This window comes from Methylovulum sp. (genome assembly GCF_028687615.1).
Lineage (GTDB): Bacteria > Pseudomonadota > Gammaproteobacteria > Methylococcales > Methylomonadaceae > Methylovulum.
Window position 1 is genome coordinate 19251 of sequence record NZ_JAQTZU010000015.1, and the last position, 22703, is coordinate 41953.

Annotated in this window: 19 protein-coding genes; 9 read left to right on the forward strand and 10 right to left on the reverse strand. The window is 42.9% G+C overall.

Translation table 11 applies throughout. The annotated features are described in order from the left end of the window. Nucleotides 1–3: 3 nt before the first annotated feature. On the reverse strand, nt 4–489 hold the full coding sequence (gene coaD, locus PHH59_RS10560; RefSeq protein ID WP_300015425.1) for a pantetheine-phosphate adenylyltransferase: 486 nt from the start codon (nt 487–489) through the stop codon (nt 4–6). Between the two features lie 223 nt (nt 490–712). On the opposite strand from coaD, the gene PHH59_RS10565 reads away from it, so the two are divergent. The 4 genes from PHH59_RS10565 (at nt 713) to PHH59_RS10580 (ending at nt 4140) form a co-directional block, all read left to right on the forward strand. Beyond that, nucleotides 713–1504: a GNAT family N-acetyltransferase gene (locus tag PHH59_RS10565; RefSeq protein WP_300015428.1), complete on the forward strand. Its 792-nt coding sequence runs from the start codon at nt 713–715 to the stop codon at nt 1502–1504. Continuing rightward, nucleotides 1476–2255 carry a lysophospholipid acyltransferase family protein gene (locus PHH59_RS10570; RefSeq protein ID WP_300015431.1) on the forward strand — a complete coding sequence of 260 codons (780 nt, stop codon included), beginning with the start codon at nt 1476–1478 and terminating at the stop codon, nt 2253–2255. The genes PHH59_RS10565 and PHH59_RS10570 overlap by 29 nt, the downstream gene beginning before the upstream one ends. A gap of 87 nt (nt 2256–2342) precedes the next feature. Next, nucleotides 2343–3368, forward strand: coding sequence for a M14 family zinc carboxypeptidase (locus PHH59_RS10575; protein ID WP_300015434.1), 1026 nt, complete (start codon nt 2343–2345; stop codon nt 3366–3368). Then, a complete protein-coding gene (locus PHH59_RS10580) occupies nt 3358–4140 on the forward strand; it encodes an alpha/beta hydrolase (RefSeq protein ID WP_300015437.1) in 783 nt (260 codons plus the stop codon). The genes PHH59_RS10575 and PHH59_RS10580 overlap by 11 nt, the downstream gene beginning before the upstream one ends. A 77-nt stretch (nt 4141–4217) precedes the next feature. Here PHH59_RS10580 and PHH59_RS10585 read toward each other — a convergent pair whose 3' ends face one another. From PHH59_RS10585 to PHH59_RS10595, 3 genes are all read right to left on the reverse strand, one after another. Further along, complete coding sequence (locus PHH59_RS10585) at nt 4218–4946, reverse strand: alpha/beta hydrolase-fold protein (RefSeq protein ID WP_300015440.1); 729 nt, start codon at nt 4944–4946, stop codon at nt 4218–4220. A 41-nt stretch (nt 4947–4987) separates the two neighbouring features. Beyond that, nucleotides 4988–5971 (reverse strand): acetylxylan esterase, encoded by a 984-nt coding sequence (locus tag PHH59_RS10590; protein ID WP_300015443.1) that lies wholly within the window; start codon nt 5969–5971, stop codon nt 4988–4990. Between the two features lie 321 nt (nt 5972–6292). Continuing rightward, nucleotides 6293–7624, reverse strand: a complete 1332-nt coding sequence (locus tag PHH59_RS10595) for a DEAD/DEAH box helicase (protein WP_300015445.1) — start codon at nt 7622–7624, stop codon at nt 6293–6295. Nucleotides 7625–7791: 167 nt separating this feature from the next. Between PHH59_RS10595 and PHH59_RS10600 the strand changes: the two genes are divergently transcribed. Continuing rightward, the gene (locus PHH59_RS10600; RefSeq protein WP_300015447.1) at nt 7792–8481 is read left to right on the forward strand and encodes a rhomboid family intramembrane serine protease; all 690 of its coding nucleotides are present in this window, start codon (nt 7792–7794) and stop codon (nt 8479–8481) included. A gap of 104 nt (nt 8482–8585) precedes the next feature. On the opposite strand, the gene ylqF is transcribed toward PHH59_RS10600, so the two are convergent. After that, the gene (gene ylqF, locus PHH59_RS10605; protein WP_300015449.1) at nt 8586–9491 is read right to left on the reverse strand and encodes a ribosome biogenesis GTPase YlqF; all 906 of its coding nucleotides are present in this window, start codon (nt 9489–9491) and stop codon (nt 8586–8588) included. Between the two features lie 752 nt (nt 9492–10243). Here ylqF and PHH59_RS10610 point away from each other — a divergent pair. From PHH59_RS10610 to yfbR, 4 genes are all read left to right on the forward strand, one after another. Further along, entirely contained in the window at nt 10244–12406 is a 2163-nt protein-coding gene (locus PHH59_RS10610) for a dynamin family protein (protein WP_300015595.1), read from the forward strand. Then, nucleotides 12403–13320 (forward strand): hypothetical protein, encoded by a 918-nt coding sequence (locus PHH59_RS10615; RefSeq protein ID WP_300015452.1) that lies wholly within the window; start codon nt 12403–12405, stop codon nt 13318–13320. The genes PHH59_RS10610 and PHH59_RS10615 overlap by 4 nt, the downstream gene beginning before the upstream one ends. 10 nt (nt 13321–13330) lie before the next feature. Then, nucleotides 13331–15664: a dynamin family protein gene (locus PHH59_RS10620; protein WP_300015454.1), complete on the forward strand. Its 2334-nt coding sequence runs from the start codon at nt 13331–13333 to the stop codon at nt 15662–15664. Between the two features lie 344 nt (nt 15665–16008). After that, entirely contained in the window at nt 16009–16614 is a 606-nt protein-coding gene (gene yfbR / locus PHH59_RS10625; RefSeq protein WP_300015456.1) for a 5'-deoxynucleotidase, read from the forward strand. Nucleotides 16615–16704: 90 nt separating this feature from the next. On the opposite strand, the gene fbaA is transcribed toward yfbR, so the two are convergent. From fbaA to tkt, 5 genes are all read right to left on the reverse strand, one after another. After that, entirely contained in the window at nt 16705–17784 is a 1080-nt protein-coding gene (gene fbaA / locus PHH59_RS10630; RefSeq protein WP_300015458.1) for a class II fructose-bisphosphate aldolase, read from the reverse strand. Nucleotides 17785–17880: 96 nt separating this feature from the next. After that, nucleotides 17881–18867, reverse strand: a complete 987-nt coding sequence (locus PHH59_RS10635) for a transaldolase (RefSeq protein WP_300015460.1) — start codon at nt 18865–18867, stop codon at nt 17881–17883. A gap of 155 nt (nt 18868–19022) precedes the next feature. Beyond that, the gene (locus tag PHH59_RS10640; protein ID WP_300015462.1) at nt 19023–19835 is read right to left on the reverse strand and encodes a hypothetical protein; all 813 of its coding nucleotides are present in this window, start codon (nt 19833–19835) and stop codon (nt 19023–19025) included. Nucleotides 19836–19838: 3 nt separating this feature from the next. Then, nucleotides 19839–20528 carry a hypothetical protein gene (locus PHH59_RS10645; RefSeq protein WP_300015464.1) on the reverse strand — a complete coding sequence of 230 codons (690 nt, stop codon included), beginning with the start codon at nt 20526–20528 and terminating at the stop codon, nt 19839–19841. A gap of 113 nt (nt 20529–20641) precedes the next feature. After that, nucleotides 20642–22642 (reverse strand): transketolase, encoded by a 2001-nt coding sequence (tkt, locus tag PHH59_RS10650; protein ID WP_300015466.1) that lies wholly within the window; start codon nt 22640–22642, stop codon nt 20642–20644. Nucleotides 22643–22703: the final 61 nt, after the last annotated feature.

Sequence of the window (22703 nt, forward strand, 5' to 3'; positions counted from 1 at the left end):
TGCTTATTCCTCAGCGAATTTTTGGATTAGGGTTTGGCGGACGAGTTCAGGGACAAAACTGGACACGTCGCCGTTCAGTTGGGCGATTTCCCTGATCATGCTGGAAGAGATAAATTCGTATTGTTCGGCGGGGGTCAAAAACATGGTTTCCAGTTGCGGCGCCAAGCGCCGGTTCATACCGGCAAGCTGAAATTCGTATTCAAAATCGGATACCGCCCGCAACCCCCTTAAGATGACATTCGCGCCTTGTTCTTTAGCGCAATCGACCAGCAAATTGTCAAAACCGATGACTTCGACATTGGGAAATTCCGGGGTGACGGCTTTTGCCAAAGCCACCCGTTCATCTAGCGAAAATAAAGGGGCTTTACTGCGATTGACGGCCACGGCGACAATGATTTTATGATAAAGTCTCGATGCCCTGGCTATCAAATCCAAATGACCGTTGGTGATCGGATCAAAAGTACCCGGATAAATGGCGATAATTTGCATAATATTTGGTAAAAGAAAACGGTAATGAACCGAAACACAAAGTAATGCTTTATTATAACGGCATTTGGCGGCGATGGCGCGTCCACCGTTGGCGTACATTACGCTCGTGTTAAAAATCGCTTCATGGACGCAGTTTGTCATTTAACTTTAATCTATTTGTCATTAAGCTGACATTTTCCTTAATTATTCTTTCTTACTGATACTCTTGAACACATGGATAATTATGAGAAAAGACACTGCTGAAGTACTCGTCAAACCTACGAAACGGTTGGATTGTTTTGTCGCAAATTCAGAGGCATTAATCAAAGAAGCGCAACGGTTGCGTTATCGTGTTTTTGCCAAAGAAATGGGCGCAAAATTGAAATCTGGATCAGAAGGACTGGATTACGATGAAGTTGATCAATATTGCGATCATCTGGTAGTTTTTGACAATACGACCCAAAAAGTCGTGGGCTACACACGCCTGCTGACCCAATTCCAGGCTGAACAATTGGGCCGGTTTTATTCCCAAAGTGAATTTAAGCTAGACCAAGTTTTGGCATTGCCAGGGCGTTTTCTGGAAATCGGCAGGACTTGTGTTGATCCTGACTTTCGCGGCAGTGCGGTGTTGACTACATTGTGGTCTGCGTTAGTGGAATACGCTTTACAAGGCCAGTTTAATTATTTGTTAGGCTGCGCCAGTATCACACCAGGCCCTAGTGGATTTGCAGTAGATGCGGTCTATCGCAATATAGATGCCAAAAACATCGCCCCGCTGTCATTAGAAGTGGCGCCGACCATCCCCGTCCCCCATGCCTTACGTTGCAACCGCGACGAATCTGGCATTCCACCTTTGTTAAAAGCTTATCTGCGTTTCGGTGCCTTGATCTGTGGTGAACCCTGCTGGGATGAAGATTTTAACTGTATGGATTTATTCGTGTTATTGCCTTTAGACCAATTGCAAGAACGTTACAGCAAACATTATATGCGCGACTTCCCAACAAGTAATGAAATCGAAAAGTCGGCTGTTTTATAAGTTACTGCTGGTCATCTTGCTGTTTGTTGCAGGGTTCATCATTGCCGCCATCGTTTTTCCCACGCTCAATCTGCTGTGTTCGGCGAATGCGGCAAGAAATCACCGGGATGCCCTTAAAAAACAATGGATATGCTGGTTTAGCTCGATATTGAAGCTAGAGATCACCCGGGAAGGTAATGTGCCCCTGCACTCATCACTTGTGGTCAGCAACCATATTTCGTGGGTTGATATTATTGTTATCGGCCAGTATTTGCCCGCTTATTTCGTCGCCAAAAGCGATATTTTAGCTTGGCCGTTGCTAGGCTTCCTGTCCAGGCAGGCGGGGGCTATTTTCATCCGGCGCGGCGATAAAAAGCATATTATGGAAACCGCCGAAAAAATGGTCTGGCTGTTAAAACAGAACCGCAACCTGATCGCTTTTCCTGAAGGCACCACCACGGTTGGCAATCATGTGCTCAATTTTCATGCTTCATTATTTCAACCCGCTTTGCTAACCAAAACAGCGATCCAACCCGTGGCTATCGAATATTTAGGGGATGCCCAACATTTGGCGCCTTTTATCGGTGATGATGCTTTTGTCCCTCATCTGATAAAAATGCTGGGGCTGGAAAAAATTGAAGTACGTTTGAGCTTTCTACCGACGGTCAACGCGTCGGGTAAAAACCGCCACGCCGTCAGCCATGAAGCCAGGGATTTGATACTCGGTCAAATTTCTAATGATGCCTTGTACAAGCAACACCACAGCGCGTGATAAATTCCAGGCCTCCAGCATCCTATTTCATCGCACTTCCCCAATCGGGCAACCATGCCTTGGCTTTGCGGCCTTTAACGCCAAACCATGACCGGCTTTAACTTCCCCGAACTGGAACAACTCGAACGCCTCATCGGGCAGTTCGGGGAGCGTGCGCGTACCGAGGTCATTGACCGCATCCATTACAAAAATCTCGAATTCCCCATTTACAGCCTGACGCTGGGAACAACAAAACCGGATGTGCCGGTTTTGGCTTTTTTCGGTGGCGTCCATGGCCTGGAAAAAATTGGTTCAGAAGTGATTTTGTCGTATCTGCAAACCATTTTGCAATTGCTGGACTGGGATGAAGAATTGCTGCAACGGCTGGAAAAATCGCGGCTGGTGTTTGTGCCTATTGTCAATCCGGTCGGCGTTTATCTGGGACGGCGCTCGAACGGCAATTGTGTTGATTTAATGCGCAATTCCCCCATCGAAGGTGAAGGGATTGGGGCAAGGAAGATTTACAGCGGGCAAAGGATGACGCGGTATCTGCCCTGGTTTCGCGGCGATATAGATAAAATGGAAAAAGAGTCGCTGGCATTATGCAAGGTCGCCGCCGAGCAATTGTTCACCTCACCATTGTCGATTGCGCTGGATTTACATTCCGGTTTTGGCATCAAAGACCGCTTATGGTTTCCCTACGCATCGCGGCAAACGCCTTTCACCTATATTCCGCAAGCACTGGCGCTTAAGAAATTGTTCGACCGCTGTTATCAGAACCATGTCTATAAAATCGAGCCGATGTCCATGGAATATGTGATTAACGGCGATTTATGGGATTATCTGTTTGATCAATTCGTCGGCCAGTTTGGCGATCAAAAGCTATTTTTGCCGTTGACACTGGAAATGGGCTCATGGCTGTGGTTGCGCAAAAATCCCCTGCACTTGTTTTACCGGCATGGTTTGTTCCACCCCATGTTACCGCATCGCCAACAACGCGTTTTCCGCCGACATTTTGTCCTGTTTGATTTTTTGCACCGCAGCCTGCTTTACCCAACACAATGGGCGAACTTGTCGGAGGCGCAAAAAGCCTTAAACCAGCAAAAGGCCGAGGCTTTATGGTATGGACAATAGATGCGGCCAGCACTGGATTTTATTGCGCGGTTTAGCGCGTGAATCTGCACACTGGGGCAATTTTGTCCCCCAACTCCAAGCCAGCTTCCCCTCAGCAACCATCACCGCACTAGACTTACCCGGAACAGGGCGGTTTTTTCAACAATCCGGCCCCAATAGAATCCCCGCCATTGCCGAACAAGTTCGAACCAATGCCCATGAACAAGGCTTGCCCGGACAGCCGGTCATGATACTGGCGGTCTCATTAGGTGCTATGGTGGCTTGGGAATGGCTACAACGCTATCCAGGCGATAGTTGCGGCGCGGTGTTCATAAACACCAGTTTTGCTAGTTTAAGCCCGTTTTATCAACGCTTACGTTGGCAAAGCTACTTGAAGCTATTCGCCCTGCCCGGACACCGCGATATTTATCAACGCGAGTTGGAGATTGTAAAGTTAGTCAGCAATCAGGAAAAACATTATGAAGAGTTTGCCAAAGACTGGGCAAACATACAAATAGCCAGACCACTCAGCTTAAGAAATACGATCAATCAGCTAGTGGCGGCGGCAACTTATCGGCCCGCCAAAGCCAAACCCAAGACCCCCGTTTTATTGCTCAACAGCAAAAGTGACCGCTTGGTGTCCCCTGTTTGTTCAGAAGCCATTCAAAAACAATGGAATTTAGATTTACGCACCCATCCTTGGGCAGGCCATGATTTGACCTTGGATGATGGCGCTTGGGTCATTGCCCAGTTGCAACAATGGATGGCAAATCAACACAGTAGCTTTGGCTAAGCCCACCTTCCTATCCTTGCAAAAATTAACGCTCTTTCTTCGGTCGGATAACGCGGCGGCCTATCGCCATATTCTTTTCAAATATAAAGCGGAGCCATACGCCGCCAATAATATCCACTGTGCGCCCGCTCATTCCAGAGTATCAATTGATGCGGGATGCCCTTTTTAGTCAAAATAGAGCTGAGTTCTTGGTTATTTTGCAAAAATGGGTCTTCATTGCCAATGACCAGAATAATATCCATTTCTTTCAATTTGCTTAACAAGTTACTGCACTCCAGATTGGGTAAAAAATGCGATGGCGTGTGGAAATACACATCATCGTTATAAAACCCATCCAGCAAATCATTAAAGCATTCCACATTTAAAGTCAGGTCATAGCGGCCTGAAAACGCCACCATTTTTTTAAACAACTGCGGATGACGGAAAGCAATCGTAGCGGCATGGAACGCCCCAAGGCTCAAACCGTGTGAAATGATACATTCATGAGGATTCTTACTGTCCATAAACGGTATCACTTCTTCCAGCACATATTCTTCAAAAGTGATATGCCGCCGGATACGCCCAGAAGGATGCGCCCACCAACAATAAAAACTTTCTGCATACACCGCATCGATACAATACAGTTGCAACCAGCCCTGGTCGATTTTATGCTGCAAAGCCTTGACCATGCCCAACTTTTCATATTCGTCAAACCGCCCGTCGCGGGTTGGAAACACCAATACTTTTGCCCCGGCATGACCAAAGACCAGTAATTCCATATCGCGTTGTAATTTATCACTCCACATCTTGTGATACTCGCGGTTCATCGCACAACTCCTGATTGCCTGTGTTGATAATGTGGTTAAAACTATTTTGCTAGTGGCGCAAAAAAAACGTCCAGTTCATCAACTAATTGCTGCTGTTGACGCGCTTGGTTCGGATAACTGTAATGCCCGGCTTCCAAAACAAATAATTGTTTCTCCCCAGCCAATGCATTGTAAATGGCAAATTGCCCAGGCGGTGCGACACAGGGGTCAAACGTTGCACAAGCACAATGTACGGGCATTTCAATGAATTGGGCGGCAGTCGCCGCATCGTAATAGCGCAATACTTTCAGGGTTTGTTTCTTATGTTCACAGTAATATTGCTGGACACTGCGGGCACTGCCTTGTGATGGCAACCGCAAACGTAGCGGCTGGTTGCCAAAGGTCGGCACATTGAAATGCGCCCTGGCAATACGTTGTTCAAACGCCAACGCCAACGCCCCAATACCACCAGCAAAACTAATGCCCAAATACCCCAAATGCCCGCTTAAATACGGAAACAAATTCAATAAGGCACTGACCGCCAACCATAGGTCTTCAACACACCCGCCCAGCACATATTTGTCGGCGTCCTCTATATGGTGCCGGACATGCCAGAAAGGATCGGCGGAAATATCCGCCTCGTCACTCAAACCCAAACCGCGAAAGCACGGAAACAACAAGGCGGAATCATGGAACGGCAAGTGGAAATCCGGTGCATTACGCCCGCCATAACCATGCCCGACAACAAAGCCACGCTTGACTACACCATACTTTGGCAATAACAACCAACAACGGATGAGCCGATGGTCGGTAGAGGTATAACGAATATCAAACACCTGCCAACCAGATTTGTCAGTGCATAAAAATTTTATCTTGGGCAAAGGGGCAACGCGTAACGCTTGCTGATAACGATGCCGCCAGAACTCCGAAAAATCTTTAGGGGCTTTGGCGGTGCCCACCGCTAACAATTGCGCTAGGGAATAACCATAAGCAGGGTCAAATCCGTAGCTATTTTTGTTAATAACATTACAACTATCGTCGGGCATGTACTTTCTCATTTTTATAGTTATACCATTGCGTCCATGACAGGATTATTGACATGGAATGGGTTGGTTTTTTTAATTCCAGGGCATTGCTCAAGCGAAAATAAGTGGAGCAGGCAAATATTAGATTAGTGAAGCCTGAGAGACTATTTCTTGAGAAGAATTTGACAGTTGCTGGTGTAACGACATCCACCTATCCACCTTTTGATTGCTTTCCAAAAGCAGAATTTTACAGATATATTTTCTGTTAAATTTACATACGCCCTGTTCTAATTAAGCATAATTTTAACCTGTTATTTTTTGCTATCATACTGATAACATTCATTAACCTGCTTCTGTATCCGGCTTCGCGCTTGGCACACGCCGTTTACCTATATTTTTTTGGTCGCGATGGCGGATTTTTATTTTCTCGGCAGGCTTCTTTTTATCTTCTTCTTTCTTCTTTTTAGCTCCGGCGGCTTTGCCGGATGATTTGATTTTTTTCGGCCCTTGATAACTACCAGCCAACTCTTTTATCGTGCGGCGGATGAAAGCTTGTTTCAAAAACCGTTGGATACCGGACATTAAATTCCATTCAGTGCTTTTGACCAGCGCGATGGCGACACCTTGCTCATCAGCGCGGCCAGTCCGGCCTATACGATGGATGTAGTCAATCCCATTTCTGGGGACATCAAAATTGACCACCAGATTGATGCCCTTAACATCCAAGCCCCTCGCTGCCAAGTCGGTGGAAACCAAAATAGTGATGATGCCTTCGCGGAACAAGTTCATGATACGTTTGCGTTCATAATGCTCCATTTCTCCATGTAATACGCCAATACGCAGATTTTGGTTACGCAAAGGGCTTTCTAATTCAATGGCTTTGTTGCGGGTATTGGTAAAAACCAGTGCTTTGTCGTAACTGTCATTAAGCAATAACCACGCTAATAACCGCTGCTTATGGTCATTGTCATCCGCCAGCACGATTTGTTGTTCGATATTGCTGTGCCCATCATGCAGGGTATTGAGCGCGATGACCTGATGCTGTTTTAATACCTTATCGGCGATTTTAATCACGCCGTAATGGGTTAAGGTCGCAGAAAATAGCAGTGTTTGCCGTTCCGGGTTACAGCGTCCGGCGATATTCAGCACATCATCGCTAAAGCCCATGTCGAGCATACGGTCGGCTTCGTCGAGCACCAGCACTTCCAGATGCGTAAAATCTGACGAATGCTGTTTTATCTGTTCCAGCAAACGACCGGGCGTGGCGATAATAATATCTGCATTTCTACGCAACACCCCTTGTTGTTGTTTGAAGTCTTCGCCGCCGGTAATCAACCCTATTTTAATATCGGTAAATTCGGCGAGTTGTAAACATTGCTGGAAAATTTGGCTGGCAAGTTCCCGCGTTGGTGTCAAGATCAGGGCGCGGGTACCAAATAAAGAGGTGGGCTTGTTAAGCAGGTTTTGGAAAGTCGGCAATAAAAATGCGGCGGTTTTGCCGCTGCCTGTTTCAGCACTGACCAATAAGTCTTTGCCCGCCAATGCAGGTGGTATGGCTTGCTGTTGCACAGGGGTGGGTTGGGTAAAGCCGAGTTTGGCAATGGCGGCCTGTAATGCTTCTTCCAGTGCTAACTGGGCAAAAGATAAGGGAATGTCGCTTGAATTTGTGTGCATGAATAAGGAATGATTCTGGAGCTAAATGCGGGTTATTGATTAATAGCCATTATAAACGCTTTACAAAGCAGGTCCTGTGTAAATGTCCAATTGCCAATCGGCGTTTAAATGTTAAGCTTAGATGACAATTTAGCCATCAGCTTGATAGACAAACGAGAACCAACCCTATGATCCCTATTAGAGATACTGCGCCGTGTTATGCAAAACCCTTGGTTACCTGGAGCATGATAGGCGTGTGTGTGCTTATTTTTATCACCATGTACTTTATGCCGGAAGCGGACAGTTATCGGCTGCTTAATCTGTACGGAATGGTACCGATGCGCTATGCCCACGGCTGGGCAAGTTACAACGGCATGTCGTTCGATGGCTATTTTTCCTTTATCAGCAACTTGTTTTTGCATTCAAGTTGGACTCATTTGCTGGTGAACATGTGGTTTTTATGGATTTTTGCCGATAATGTCGAAGACCGTATGGGGCGATGGCGTTTTTTACTGTTCTATCTTATTTGCGGGATTTTTGCGACGGCGTTGCAATGGTATTTTGACCCTAACCTAACCATTCCGGTAGTGGGTGCGTCTGGTGCCATTGCCGGTGTATTGGCGGCCTACTTTTTTCTCTATCCATTAGAACGGGTCATTGTTTGGCTGCCTTTATTTTTCCTGCCCATTGTTATTCATGTACCCGCCATCGCTTTTTTAGGTTTATGGATTTTATTGCAACTATACAATGCAACAACATCCATCGTCTTTGACAATATCACGGTCAATGTCGCGTGGTGGGCGCATTTAGGTGGTTTTATCGCCGGTTCCATTTTATACCGTCACTTTTTGCGTAAAGACTATTTTCAAGCACAGTGACTTAGGAACGGGCATGAAATAACGTCGACAACTTGTCCCCTCTCCCACTGGGAGAGGGCTAGGGTGAGGGAAATCAAATGCTCAAGTTATTTCATGCCTATTCCTTATTTGTTTTTTTGCTTCCTCAACTTTTTCCTAGCTTCTTTTTCTTGGCGGATGACCGCCAATTCCACCAACTCCTGCTCCATCATGGCGGGTGTTTCCAAGCTAATATCACCTAATGCTCCAGTTCGGAATTCTGAGAGTAAAATTTTGGCTACTTTATCGTAATCAATCTGCCCGCCAGAACGTAAACAACCGCGTTGCTTGCCAATCAATTCCAACAACCCAGTTTCCCGTTCGGGCAATTCCACCAACTGGAAACGCGCTTTCAGATGGTTTGGATAATGCCGTAACAAGAACTCCGCGAGGAATGCAGCAATATCGTCATGCTGTATCGCCGTGTCTTTTATCGCCCCTGTGCTTGCCAAACGATAGCCGCTGTTTTTGTTGTCAAGATTAGGCCAAAGCATCCCAGGGCTATCCATTAAAATAATGCCATTGCCTATATCTATACGCTGGAGGAATTTGGTAATCGCAGGCTCATTGCCGGTTTTGGCAATCGTCCGCCCCGCGAGAATGTTAATTAAGGTTGATTTGCCAACATTGGGGATGCCCATAATCAGCGTATGTAACAATTTACCTGCTTTTACCGGAGCCAGTTTGTGGCACAAAGCAGTCAATTGGCGTATTTTTTCTGGCTGGCTTGCCGTCAGTGCCAACGTTTTAACGCCCTGCTCCTGTTCCAGATAAGTTTGCCACTGTTGCGTCATATCAGCATCGGCAAGATCGCTTTTATTAAGCACTTTGATGCAAGGTTTATCGCCACGCAATATTGCAAGCATAGGATTTTGGCTGCTGAACGGAATGCGGGCATCGAGAATTTCAATAATCAAATCAATCTCAGGGAGAATAGCCTTGATTTCTTTGCCGGCCTTGTGCATGTGGCCGGGATACCACTGGATTAGCATGATGTTTAAATTAAATGATCAGAGAAATTGATATGAGAAAGCAAGATACCAGATATCCCAAAGTCCGTTCATTTTTTCGGTGGTGGCTAGATTAAGGCGGGAGCGCGGTCATCTTGACCGCAACTGGCGGGCAGGATGCCCGCGCTCCCTCCCACTAAAAACCGAAAACGTAAGCGTTTGAAAAGCACAAATCCTGACTGTCCGCAGTACATAGCGTTTTGGTGATCCACCATAAAGCCATTTAGGGTTACAGCGACAATTTGATGTTAAGGGTTTTCAACAATAACATCCCGAAAAAAGCTGGCATTCAATAACTTTAGTAGTTAAATTGCCATTCCAGATAAGGATACTGCTGTTAGCCGAGCCTTACCCTTATTAATATAATGGAAAATAAAAACAAACATGACACAACCTGTCATCGCACTATTTTATACTTGCCAGCAAGACACAATCTTCTTAGCTTTAAGGTAATCACCCCATGAAACGCCACCCTATGAAAAAAAGGAAAAATATGAAGCCACAGCACAGCACAGCACAGCACAGCACAGCACAGCACAGCACATAATATTTTCGACCAACTGACCAACCACGCCAACCAAATTCAACAGCATTGGGCAACTATTTTTCAAGGCATTTACAATGCCAGCATTGACTACCCACATCTCGACGGCAAACATTTTAATGCCCTAAACGACAAAATCACCGCCGCTTTAGACCGCCTACACAGCGACTTACAAAGCCCCACCTTAATTATTGCCACCACAGGCACCACCAGCAGCGGCAAAAGCACCATCGTTAATTTGTTGTGCGGCGCGGATTTAATGCCGCGCATGGCGCAAGAAATGAGTGCAGGCGTGGTTTATATTCACCACAGCCCTGATAACAGAAATCATTTGAAAGTCCATGAAACCGAAGGCGCGTTATGGGAATGTGGCGAATGGCATGATTTAAAAGATGCCGATATTCGCGACAAACTCACAAAAGTAATGAACGAATTTAATAAAAGCAAAGGCATTAACCAACCCGCCACGCCGCACATTGAACTGATTTATCCGCTTGCCTGTTTTAACAACCCTGAATTGTTAGCCCTTTCTGGCTTACCTAAAAGCACACAATTCAAGTTGATGGATTTACCCGGATTGCGTAATGCGCAAGATAGCACTAACTCAAATGTTATTAAAAACTGTAGTGATGCCTTGTGTCTTGTTGCCTACAACATGGAAGAAACCGATGAAACTCGACGATTAGAATTAGTGGAACAAGTGTTAGGGCAAGTCAAAAATATGGGGGGATCACCAGCACGGATGCTGTTTGTATTAAATCGAATTGATGTTTTCCGCAAAGATAGAGATTGGGAGCGTTATCAAAGTGAACACGTCACTAAAACAAAAACAGAAATTTCAAAAATTTTGAACAAACGCTTATCAGAGCATAGCGACATTTCAGCCAATTTAACTTACAGCTTATTAAGCTCATTGCCAGCATTACACGCTCAACACATTAAAATAGGCAATGATCGCATTTATGCGGCTGACGAATTGGATAGTCATTTTAATTCGTTGATTTCAGAGGATATATTATTAGATTTACCGCGTAGAACCAGTGCTTGGAATGACCATCATTTTCATCGTGTGAGTGATGCTGTTTGGAAAAACAGCTACGGTGCAGAATTTTTTACAACGCTAGACCATCACATTCAAGCGCATTTTCCTACGCTAGTGATTCCATCTATTGTGCAACGCTTCGACAAAGAAGCAAGCCATGCAGCGGGTGAAATCATGCGGACTTGTTACAGTCAGATAAACAGTTCACAAGAAAAATATGAGGAAGCTTGTTCCATCCTTATGAGGCAAAATGCGGAATTACAGCAATTCCTTGACCAATCAAAGCAAATTTTACTTGAACCATTTAGCCAATTAATCGAAGGATTAAAAAAAAATGATACTGATTTAACGATTTTACTTGCGATTGTTGCTGAAGAATTGGCTGAAACCGAAGTTTTTCAAGGAATAACGGCTGATAAATTATCGCCTTTAGCCAGTTGGCGCACAGAACTAAGGGAAAACTCCATCGGCATATTGCAAGGGGTAAAACAGTCGCTGGATAGTGGAAGACGCAATTTCAGCAATACGCAAGCTGATAAATTATCTGAACGCGAACAACAGTTGTTAAGTATGGCGTGTGAATATTATGGCATGGCAAGAAAAACAAATGATGAATCCCGTTTTGACGAGCAGCTTGAAAATTTCCTCTCGCAAATTAGTGAAGTAATTTTTAAATCATTAGGTAATCAAGTTAATCAAGAAAATATGCGTATTCGTGATACTGTCGAATTAATCATGAAATACTATCTTGATTATTTACAAGACGGTATAAAAGACCTTGCTCCAGAATGGAATTTGGAAATTGGTCTTTATGTACTTAATGAGATTAAGATGCCAGAAATCAACCTTTCTTCGTTAGAGGCAGAGGTTGAAACTCAATATAAGACAGAGTATAGAACCGAGTATAGGAATAAAACACGGACAGTTAGACGTTGGTATTCTTTATGGCTTATTCCTGAATCAGAAAGTTATAAAGAGGCATACTCTCAAGAATATGAAGTTTCATATAGATGCCTACCAAATTCTGACTCAGTTTATCAAAATAGCAAGGAGCAATTAAGTCAAGAGTTGGATTTATTGGTCAAGCCATTTTATAACATGATTCATGATTATATTAATGAATTGACAGAGACTGTTGTTAAAGAGCAAAACCGAGTGTTACTTGATTTTAATGCTAAATTAGAACAAGCCCGTCAAGGGCATCAAAATAATCATGAAAAAGTAGTTGCTGATTGGCAGCCGTTATATGACCAAGCACAACAATTCAAAGATGAATTGTCACAACTGACAGACACAAGGAATTACCTATGAGTCAATTTGATACTTCCGTAGAAAATCTTTTAAGTCGTATTCATTTAATAAAACAAATTGAAACGATAGCAGAAAAACAAAATTCCAATTATTTATGGGTGAATAACGGGGTTCTAAAATCATTTATTGATGGATTAAAACCTCATGTTTCAGTAAATGAAAAAGATTGGGGAGAAGACGATACTTTTTTAGATCTGATTAATGCTGTAAATAACCAGATAATCATTCAAATTAATGACGGAGAAAAAAACATGGCAACAGGTGCTGAATTAGCAACAACAGGTACTGGATTAGCAATAGGCACAAAGTTTATTATTGCCGCTGGCGTATTATCAGTGATAGCGATTGCCTTATATGCTCATCGTTGCTCAAAGAATAAAACGAAAACGAATAGCAATGAAAAAGATGAAAATATAATTGAAAAAGTTATAAAGTTTGGGAGTGAAGTAAAAGCAGGATTTGAAAATCCTAATAGCAACAAACCACAACAACAAGTAAGCCCACCTTCTCAGCCCACAAAAAAAACGACACCAATATATGGGCAATATGTCTTACTGCTTATTATTGAAGCAAATCGACTAGATAAAAACCTAAAACTAGGTAGCTTTTCTAAAGAGGAAGCGGAAAAACTTATTTCCAATGCAATGTTCGCTTATTGTTTTGCGGAAAATGATGCAGATGGTCAAATGGTTTTAGAAGCTGTTGAACTTTCAAAGGATGAAGACATTAATTATGAATCCGAAGATAAAGTATTTTTACAACTTTCTTTATCAGCTAAACCCAAAATTGCAGAGGGAAAACCTGATAAATTAGGTATTAGAGAAGCAATGAATCCCAACCAACGAGTTGAAATAAAAATGCTGAAAAAGCTACTCAAAACTCGTTCAATCACAGCATTTCATAGCGTAGTTTAAGGATATTATTATGGATTGGAAAACCGCCTCAACCCTTTACGCTAACCAACTAAAAACCGCGTTAGCCGTGCGCCGCCACGCTTTAGACTTAGCGAATTTAGCCTCAGTCACACAATTGGGCATTACGCCCGAACAAAAAGCCACCTTGCAAAAAGCAGGTGAACCCGCCGAAAAACTCATGCACCGCTTGCAAAACGGCGAGTTTCGTATTGCCGTGGTCGGTTTGGAAAAAGCGGGTAAAAGCACCTTTGTCAATGCGTGGTTAGGCAGTGATTTACTGCCCGCTAAAACCGCCCGCTGTACTTTCACCACCACGCAAATTTATTCCGTACAAGACCAAAACGAACAGCGACTGGAAACCTTGCCGAAAACCGAAGCACAGTATTCAGCCTATCAAGCAGATTTACGCGAACAAACGCAGAGTGCGGATAAAAGCGCGGCACAAAAAGCGGAAAATGATTTAAAAGTCATGGAACTGCATAACGGCACATTACGCGAGATTATTAACGAGGGTAAAAAGACTTATAGCTTTAGTCGCTTAGAAGAAATTAAAACCAATTTAAGCCGTTATGTGGCTGATGAGCGTTATGCCCATGCCATGCAGGAAGCGCGGCTTTACACCTCGCAATTGGCGGCAGTGGATGGGGTGGTGTTTTATGATGTTCCTGGTTTAGATTCTGGACTAGCCAAGCATATTGAAGAATCCAAAGAAATGTTGGCAGATTGTGATGCCATTATTTTAGTGCAACGCCGTGATATTGATTTAAAAGCCCACGAACAGGATTTAATTAAATTCGGCGCAACAGGCGACCCGTATTTAAAACTCGCGGATAAATTATTTGTATTTTGGGGGCAAGTTGATTTACAGCCTTCTAAAGAAGTTTTACAGGATAACTGGCAACAGTTATTAGAAAAATGGGCGGCTGTGGAAATCCCAGAACATCGCATCGTACGCGGTTCGGCAGGCGCACATTTAGTTTTACAAGGTTTTGAAATTCCCCAAGTTGGCACGTTAGAACAAACCTTGCAAAAAATGCAGGACTTAACGGGTTTAAGCTCACATGATGAACTAAAACAAACCACTGGCATTAGTGAATTACAACAGCGCATTCAACATTATTTGGATAACGAACGCACGGCGTTATTAAAAAAACGCTGTGACGGTATGATAGGCGATATTCTAAAAACCGCGCGGGATATTTATCAAACTGTTGCGGCTGTTTATCCCGAAGACCCCGAACAAGCTAAACGCGCTCAATCGGAGAATAATACTATTGAATTTTCCCAATGGTGGCATAACCGTTGGCAAAAAATTCAAGCCGATGTCAATAATCGTTTTAAAGACGGTAATGAACAATCCATCAAAAATCGACAAGTATTTAAAGCCCGTTATGAAGAATTAGTGCAGGAAAAAATAAACGCTTTACCTTCACGGCAATTAGAACAAAGACAGGACATTTTTGATAGTGTCAGCAATCCCGTTTTTGATGCGGCTAAAGCCAATATTGCATGGCGAGAAAAACTCTATAGTGATGTGCGGGTAATGACTGCCGAATTAGCCAGAAATTTAGCCTTGGAATTACAACAAGAAGCCTTGGATTTAATTGCTGAATTAGAAAAGCAATTATGGGGCAGTAAAACGGTTAAAACTAAATTAGTGCAGAATGAAACAATCTATGTTTCGTTATTGGAGCACAGCTTAAACACCTTGTTTTTACGCTTTGCCCGTCCTGTGGTTGAGTTATTAGTGCGTGCGCCCGTTGGCAGCACCACCCGTAAAGAAGCGCGTAAAAAAATGGGCGCGGATATTGAAATCATTGATAATTATTATTCAGGTGGAGAACCTGCATTAGAGCGGTTATGCCAATATGCGAATCATGGCGTTTCACTATTAACCGATGAGCAAAAACGCAAAGACGTATTAGGTGTTTCTGCTAATGCAGTGGTTGAAAGCCTTATTGCAGCAAATCCTTTTGTTACTATCGCCTTGAATGTAGCAAAAACAGCGGTGAATGAATTAAGCGAAACCTTAGTGAATGAGCAAGACACCATGATTGCTGAAGTGGAAGCCGATATTCGGGTATTAGAGCATTATTTGATTTATGGCATTTTTGAAGCATCGGGTTTTTCGGCTTTTTGTCAGCAAGAATTAGATAATCTGAGGGATTCTTTTTTAGATGTCAATATTCGAGGTTATTGGACTGGCGTTGTGCAGAATGAATGGCAAGCGGGTAATCCTGCTTTATTAAAAGAATTACCTGTTAATTTGCAATCTTTCAAGTTTAATACCGAAACCAGTGACAGATTAAAGCAGTTACGGGTATCTTTGGATGCGGTGCATTGATATACTCAACACGGGCACAGATTGCGGCTTTTGTCTCCCTCTCCATTCGGGAGAGGGTTGGGGTGAGGGGTTTTAAAAAGCACAAATCGTGACCGTCCGCAGTATAGATATAGCTTGTAATTAGATCATGAAAGGTGGGTTATTCGCCTAATAACGGATAATTCACCATAAGATACGCTGAGCTATTCGTTAAATAATAGTTAAATAATATTAGTGTCCTTCATTTTCAATAGGATAAATCCCTGTACATGATAAAAATTAGTCGATCTGTTGCAAGATATGGCTTTAATTAGCTGAATAATCAATTATGATGTAAAACTGTTTCTATCCGCATTTTGTAAGCTATGGAAGAAATTACCGTAACCAGCAGTTTTTATGCTTATTTAACCCGCTTAAGATGGATTAAGCGGTGGGGGTTGAAACGCAATGCCCATGAAGAAAATGTCATGGAACACAGTTGGGAGGTGTCGGTAATCGCCCACATCTTGGCATTGATAAAAAACCGTTATTTTAATGGCAATCTCGATGCGAATGCCGTGGCAACTGCGGCCTTGTACCATGATATTACTGAGGTAATTACGGGAGATTTACCGACCCCAATCAAATATCATTCCGAAGAAATTCGTAACGCATACAAAGAAATTGAAAGACAGGCGGAAATCGAGCTATTGAATTTATTGCCTTCAGAAATCCGTGACGATTTTGATATGCTGATTTGTCACGGGCAAATGCCAGAAGAGCAGGTGAAAATTATTAAGGCTGCCGATAAAATTTCGGCTTATTTAAAATGCCAGGCGGAATTAAAAGCAGGAAATTTAGAATTTGAAGTAGCCGCAAAACAGTTAGCCCTAAAAATTGCTGAATCTGACCAAAATGAAGTAATTTTTTTCATGCAGGTTTTTGCGCCTAGTTGTGGATTGACATTGGATGGACTAATGAAAACCTACTGAGTTTGTTTACTTGATAAGCTGCGTCAATATAAATTTTAGGCAAAAAAAAGCCGATGATTCTACATCGGCTTTTCTACGCTTCTTTTTATATTACAAACTGCCAACTGCATTTAAATCTTGGAACGCTTGTTCCAGGCGGGCAATCATACTGACTTCGCCAGCACGTTGCCAAACCCGAGGGTCATAATATTTTTTGTTTGGTTTATCAGCACCTTCTGGATTACCGATTTGACCTTGCAAATAACCTTCATTCTTCAGGTAATATTGTCTGATGCCGTCCCAGGCTGCCCATTGGGTATCCGTATCAATGTTCATTTTGATAACGCCATAACTGATGGATTCACTGATTTCATCTGCGGAAGAACCAGAACCACCGTGGAAAACAAAATTCAACGTATTTGCAGGCACAGCAAATTTTTCTGAAACATACTTTTGTGAGTTGTCCAAAATTTTCGGTGTCAACTTAACGTTGCCTGGTGAATAAACACCATGCACATTACCAAATGAAGCAGCAATAGTGAAACGGTCACTGATTTTGCTCAGGTGCTCATAGGCATAAGCCACATCTTCAGGCTGCGTGTACAACATGGAGTGATCCATGCCGCTATTATCAACACCGTCTTCTTCGCCGCCAGTAACACCCAATTCAATTTCTAAAGTCATGCCCATTTTAGACATACGCTCTAAATATTGCCCGCAAATCTCAATATTTTCCTCCAGACTTTCTTCTGACAAGTCCAACATGTGTGAACTAAACAGTGGCTTACCTGTTTGGGCAAAATATTTTTCGCCCGCATCCAGCAAGCCATCAATCCAGGGTAACAGGGTTTTTGCGGCATGATCAGTGTGCAGGATAACAGGTACACCGTAAGCTTCCGCGAGAGTATGTACATGTCGGGCACCAGAAATTGCACCCAAAATAGCAACTTGTTGGCCTTCTAATTTAAGCCCTTTACCCGCTACATATTGTGCACCGCCGTTAGAAAACTGGATAATAACGGCAGACTTTACTTTGGCGGCAGCTTCTAACACTGCATTGATAGAACCAGTACTGATCACGTTGACGGCTGGCAATGCGAATTTGTTTTCTTTCGCGATGGCAAAGATTTTTTGTACGTCATCACCTGTTACTACACCTGGTTTTACAACATCTAAAATTTTTTGTGACATTTAAGTAGAGTCCTAAATATAAATAAATAATGCCGAAAAAGCTCAAGATGTCCAAACAGCGAAAGCTTGTCTGGACACCCTTAAGTATCAAATATTTTAGCCTTCTAAAGTTGCCAAACGTTCAGCCAACAGCTTTTCTAATGACTCTAAAGCCACTGTAAAGCCGTTGATACCTTCTGCCAATTTATCCGTCGCCATACGGTTTTCTTTATGCATTGCGTCAAACACTTCTTTGGTCATATCGATTTTTTCGATGGACATCGTTGCCGCGTTTTCAGGATCTAACTTGCGTGGCAAATCACCTTCCGTCGCTTGCAATTCCGCCAAAATGGACGGTGCAATGGTCAACAAATCACAACCTGCCAATTCAGTAATTTCACCGACGTTACGGAAGCTTGCGCCCATAACTTCAGTTTTATAACCAAACTTTTTGTAGTAGTTGTAAATTTCGGTCACAGACAATACGCCGGGATCTTCCGCTGATGGGTATGAATCGCGGCCAGTGTCCTTTTTGTACCAATCAAGGATACGGCCCACAAAAGGGGAGATCAACGTGATGCCATTTTCTGCACAAGCAATTGCCTGATGGATACCAAACAATAATGTCAGGTTACAATGGATGCCTTCTTTTTCTAAAACGGCTGCTGCTTGAATACCTTCCCAAGTCGAAGCAATCTTAATTAGCACCCGTTCACGGGAAACGCCTTGGGCTTCGTACATCTTAATTAGTTCCCGCCCCATGGCAATGCTAGCATCGGTATCATGGGAAAGCCGCGCATCCACTTCAGTAGATACTCGTCCAGGAATGACCTCCAGTATCTTGTGTCCGAAGGAAACAGCCAAACGCTCGAAAGCAAGGGAAACAACTTGAGCTGACACAGCATCAGCTCCTAAAGTCTCCCTTGCGCCTTTCAAAGTGCCATCAACAATATCCTGATACTGTGGCATTTGTGCAGCCGCAGTAATCAAAGAGGGGTTTGTTGTTGCATCTTGTGGTTTAAATGTTTCAATGGCCTGTATGTCGCCGGTATCTGCTACAACAACAGTGACCTCTCTAAGTTGTTCAAGTAAATTTTTTGCCATAACTAGTGCCTTCTCAAATAAAGTAAAAAAATTTTAAAACCGGATGGATGGTGCCTGCAATTAAGCCAGTGCTAAATTCACATCTACACAAACAATAAACAGCATCCAAGATGCTGTTTATTGTTTCCACTCATCAATCATCTGAAACTTAAAAACTAGGCGCGATTCCTCATATATTTATCGACACCTGTTTCAATCATTTCAACTTTTTGTTTGTTTGCAAGTGTTTGCCGTGCCATATATTTAGTCACACGACTTATTTTTGGCAAGCTTTCTTGACTTTGTAAGTATTTCGCAACCCCTGTCAATTCAGGTTTTGCCACAGATGGTTTTTTCATTTTAGCAAGCAAAGCCTGCTTTTTCATATACTTAGCAACTCTACTCAATTGTGGCAAGTTTTCCTGTTGCTTCAAATATTTTTCCACCCCAGTCAACTCAATATGCGCCACCACATGCTTTGTTTGTTTGGCAACGATGGCTTGTTTAGCCATATACTTGGCTACCTTAGTCGCTTTTGGCAAATTTTCTTGGTTTTTCAAATACTTTGCCACACCACTCAAAACCGGCTTTTCCTTTTGGTTGCTTAGATATTTAGCAACTCCTGTAACTTGTTTTTTACCAACTGCTTTAGGCGCGTTCTTTTCAGCCAACATTTTTTTCAGCATATATCGAGTCACACCACTTACAGGATTTTGCTGGTTTTTTTCCAGATACTTAGCTACGCCCGTAACCACTTGAGTATTTCTTTGATCTTCCAGTGATTCCGCCTCTTCTTTACTTGCCTCTAAAATTTTTCTCTGGCTTTCCAAATATCTTGCAACACCTGTCAAACCGCTAGCATCGCTAGAATAAATCGGCAATACCATTTGGTTTTCTTCGTGAACCCTATCAACACTAGGTCTTTTCATAAAAAAGAATAAGCCAGCCACGGCAGGGAAAAAAGATCCGCTCAAGTAATTCTGATTCATTGATTATCCCCGGTTACGCATATATTTTTCAACTCCGGTGGCTGCACCTGCGGCAGTCGATTTTGCTACCAACACTTGTTTTGCTATATATTTGGCAACACCAGTAGAGGCAGAAACAGACTTGACTTGCTTGTCTAAATATCTTGAAACGCCTGTACCGGAAGCTTTATTTAAATATCTTGCAACACCTGTCAAACCGCCCTTATTTACTTGTACAGGAGACACTTTATTTTCAGTCTTTTTAGACCCGCATTTGAATTGATTTTTAAACAAAAAAGCCCCAACTAGACCTAGAGCAATAAGCCCGATCAAATACTTAGACTGTGAATTTGTTTTTGCAGGAACATCAGCAACATTTTCACTCGTTGGATTGGTTGAAATTTCCGTGCTATCGCTATTGGACGTAGTTGACAAGGAAACGGATGGGGCAGCATTATGTTTATAATTAGGGTCACTATAAACAACTTGGGGTTCGAAATTTGCAGCAGGATATTTTGGATCTGCTTTAGATTCAGATGAAACCGCTTGCCCATCCGTTTTTGATGATGGGTTGTTTTTGGCAATATAGTCGTTATCTTGGTAAACGACTTGAGGTTCAAAATCTGCCGCTGGGTATTTTTGATCTGCACCCACTATCGGGCTAGCAATCAATAAAGTTGCAAACAAACCATTTATAAGATTATTTTTTTTCACGTTGTTCACCTTTAAGTTGGAAGTTAGGGAGAGGGAAGATTAACAAAAAATCTCAAATTTATTCAAATTAACCATTCCTCTCCCAATTGTAAGCTAAGCAATTATCTATAATTTTAATTCTGAAATACCGCTTCTACATTTTTAACTACATTTTCAACAGTAAAACCGAACTCTTTAAATAGCAGGCCAGCAGGAGCTGATTCACCAAAATGGTCAATGCCCACAATTTTTCCATTAGTACCTACATATTTCCACCAACCATCAGTCACACCCGCTTCAACTGCCACACGTTTAGTGACCGTGCTAGGCAAAACGGATTCACGGTATGCAGAATCTTGAGCATCAAAAATGTTGGTCGATGGCATAGAGACAACGCGAATATTTTTTCCAGAAGCTTTCAATTGCTCTGCGGCTTTTAACGCAAGCTCAACCTCAGAACCTGTAGCGATGATAATTGCATCCGCCACACCTTCACTATCAGCAACAATATAAGCACCACGGGAAATAGCATCAATTTGCTCTTGATTGCGAGGAACGTGGGTTAAGTTCTGGCGCGAAAAAACCAATACGGAAGGACCATCTTTTCGCTCTATAGCTGATCGCCAAGCAACTGATGTTTCGACCGCATCACATGGACGCCAAACTTGCATATTAGGTATTAACCGTAAAGTCGCAGTTTGCTCAATTGGTTGATGGGTAGGCCCGTCTTCACCTAAGCCAATAGAATCATGAGTATAGACAAAAATTGAACGAATCTTCATTAACGAAGCCATTCTCACTGCATTACGTGCATATTCAGAAAACATCAAGAAAGTTGCGCCGAATGGTATCAAACCACCATGTAAGGCCACACCATTCATAATTGCAGACATACCAAATTCACGCACACCATAATTGACATAGTTAGCATCCGGCTTATTGGCCCGCATAGGTTTGTAACCTGACCATTCCGTCATGTTTGAGCAACCTAAATCCGCTGAACCACCAAATATTTCGGGTAATAATTTTGCGTAACCTTCTATCGCTGCTAGCGAAGATAATCGGGTAGCCGTCGTTTTAGCTTCATCGTTGACTGCACTTATAAATTTATTAGCACCTTCAGACCAATTTTCCGGCAATTCGCCTACCATACGGCGCTCATATTCGGCAGCTAATTCTGGATAAGCTTTTTTGTAAGCAGCAAATTTTTCATTCCAATCTTGCTCGGCTTTAGTTCCTTTTACTTTGGCATCCCACCCAGCATAAACATGTGCAGGAATTTCAAACGAACCATAATCCCAACCTAATGCAGCCTTAGTCAGGTTAATTTCGGCATCGCCTAATGGTGCGCCATGACAAGCATGTGAACCCGATTTATTCGGTGAACCAAATCCAATAGTGGTTTTGCAACAAATCAGTGTAGGCTTATCGGTCATGACTTTCGCCAATTCGATAGCTTTAGATATTGCATGAGAATCGTGGCCATCTACATCGGCGATAACATGCCAACCATAAGACTCAAAGCGCATTGGCGTGTTATCGGTAAACCAGCCATCTACATGACCATCAATTGAAATGCCATTATCATCCCAAAAGGCGATAAGATTACCCAAACCCAGAGTTCCGGCTAACGAACAAGCTTCGTGCGAAATCCCTTCCATTAAGCAACCATCACCCATAAAAACATAGGTATGATGATTTACGATTTTATGTCCATCTTTATTGAATTGCGCGGCCAATGCTTTTTCGGCAATTGCCATACCAACGGCGTTGGTGATACCTTGCCCCAATGGGCCTGTTGTGGTTTCTACGCCAGGGGCGTATCCGTATTCTGGATGACCAGGGGTTTTAGAATGTAATTGACGAAAGTTTTTCAACTCTTCGATTGGCAGATCATATCCTGTGAGATGTAACAAAGAATAAATCAGCATTGAGCCATGACCATTTGATAAAACAAAACGATCACGATTTGACCATTTTGGATTGGTCGGATTATGAGCCATGAAGTCATTCCAGAGAACTTCGGCGATATCCGCCATGCCCATAGGAGCTCCTGGATGTCCAGAGTTTGCTTTTTGTACAGCATCCATGCTCAAAGCGCGTATGGCGTTCGCTAATTCTCGGCGCGAAGTCATATTGTTCTCCTTACTATTTTAATTACAAATTATTGACTATCATCTAAAGATGATTTGTCAG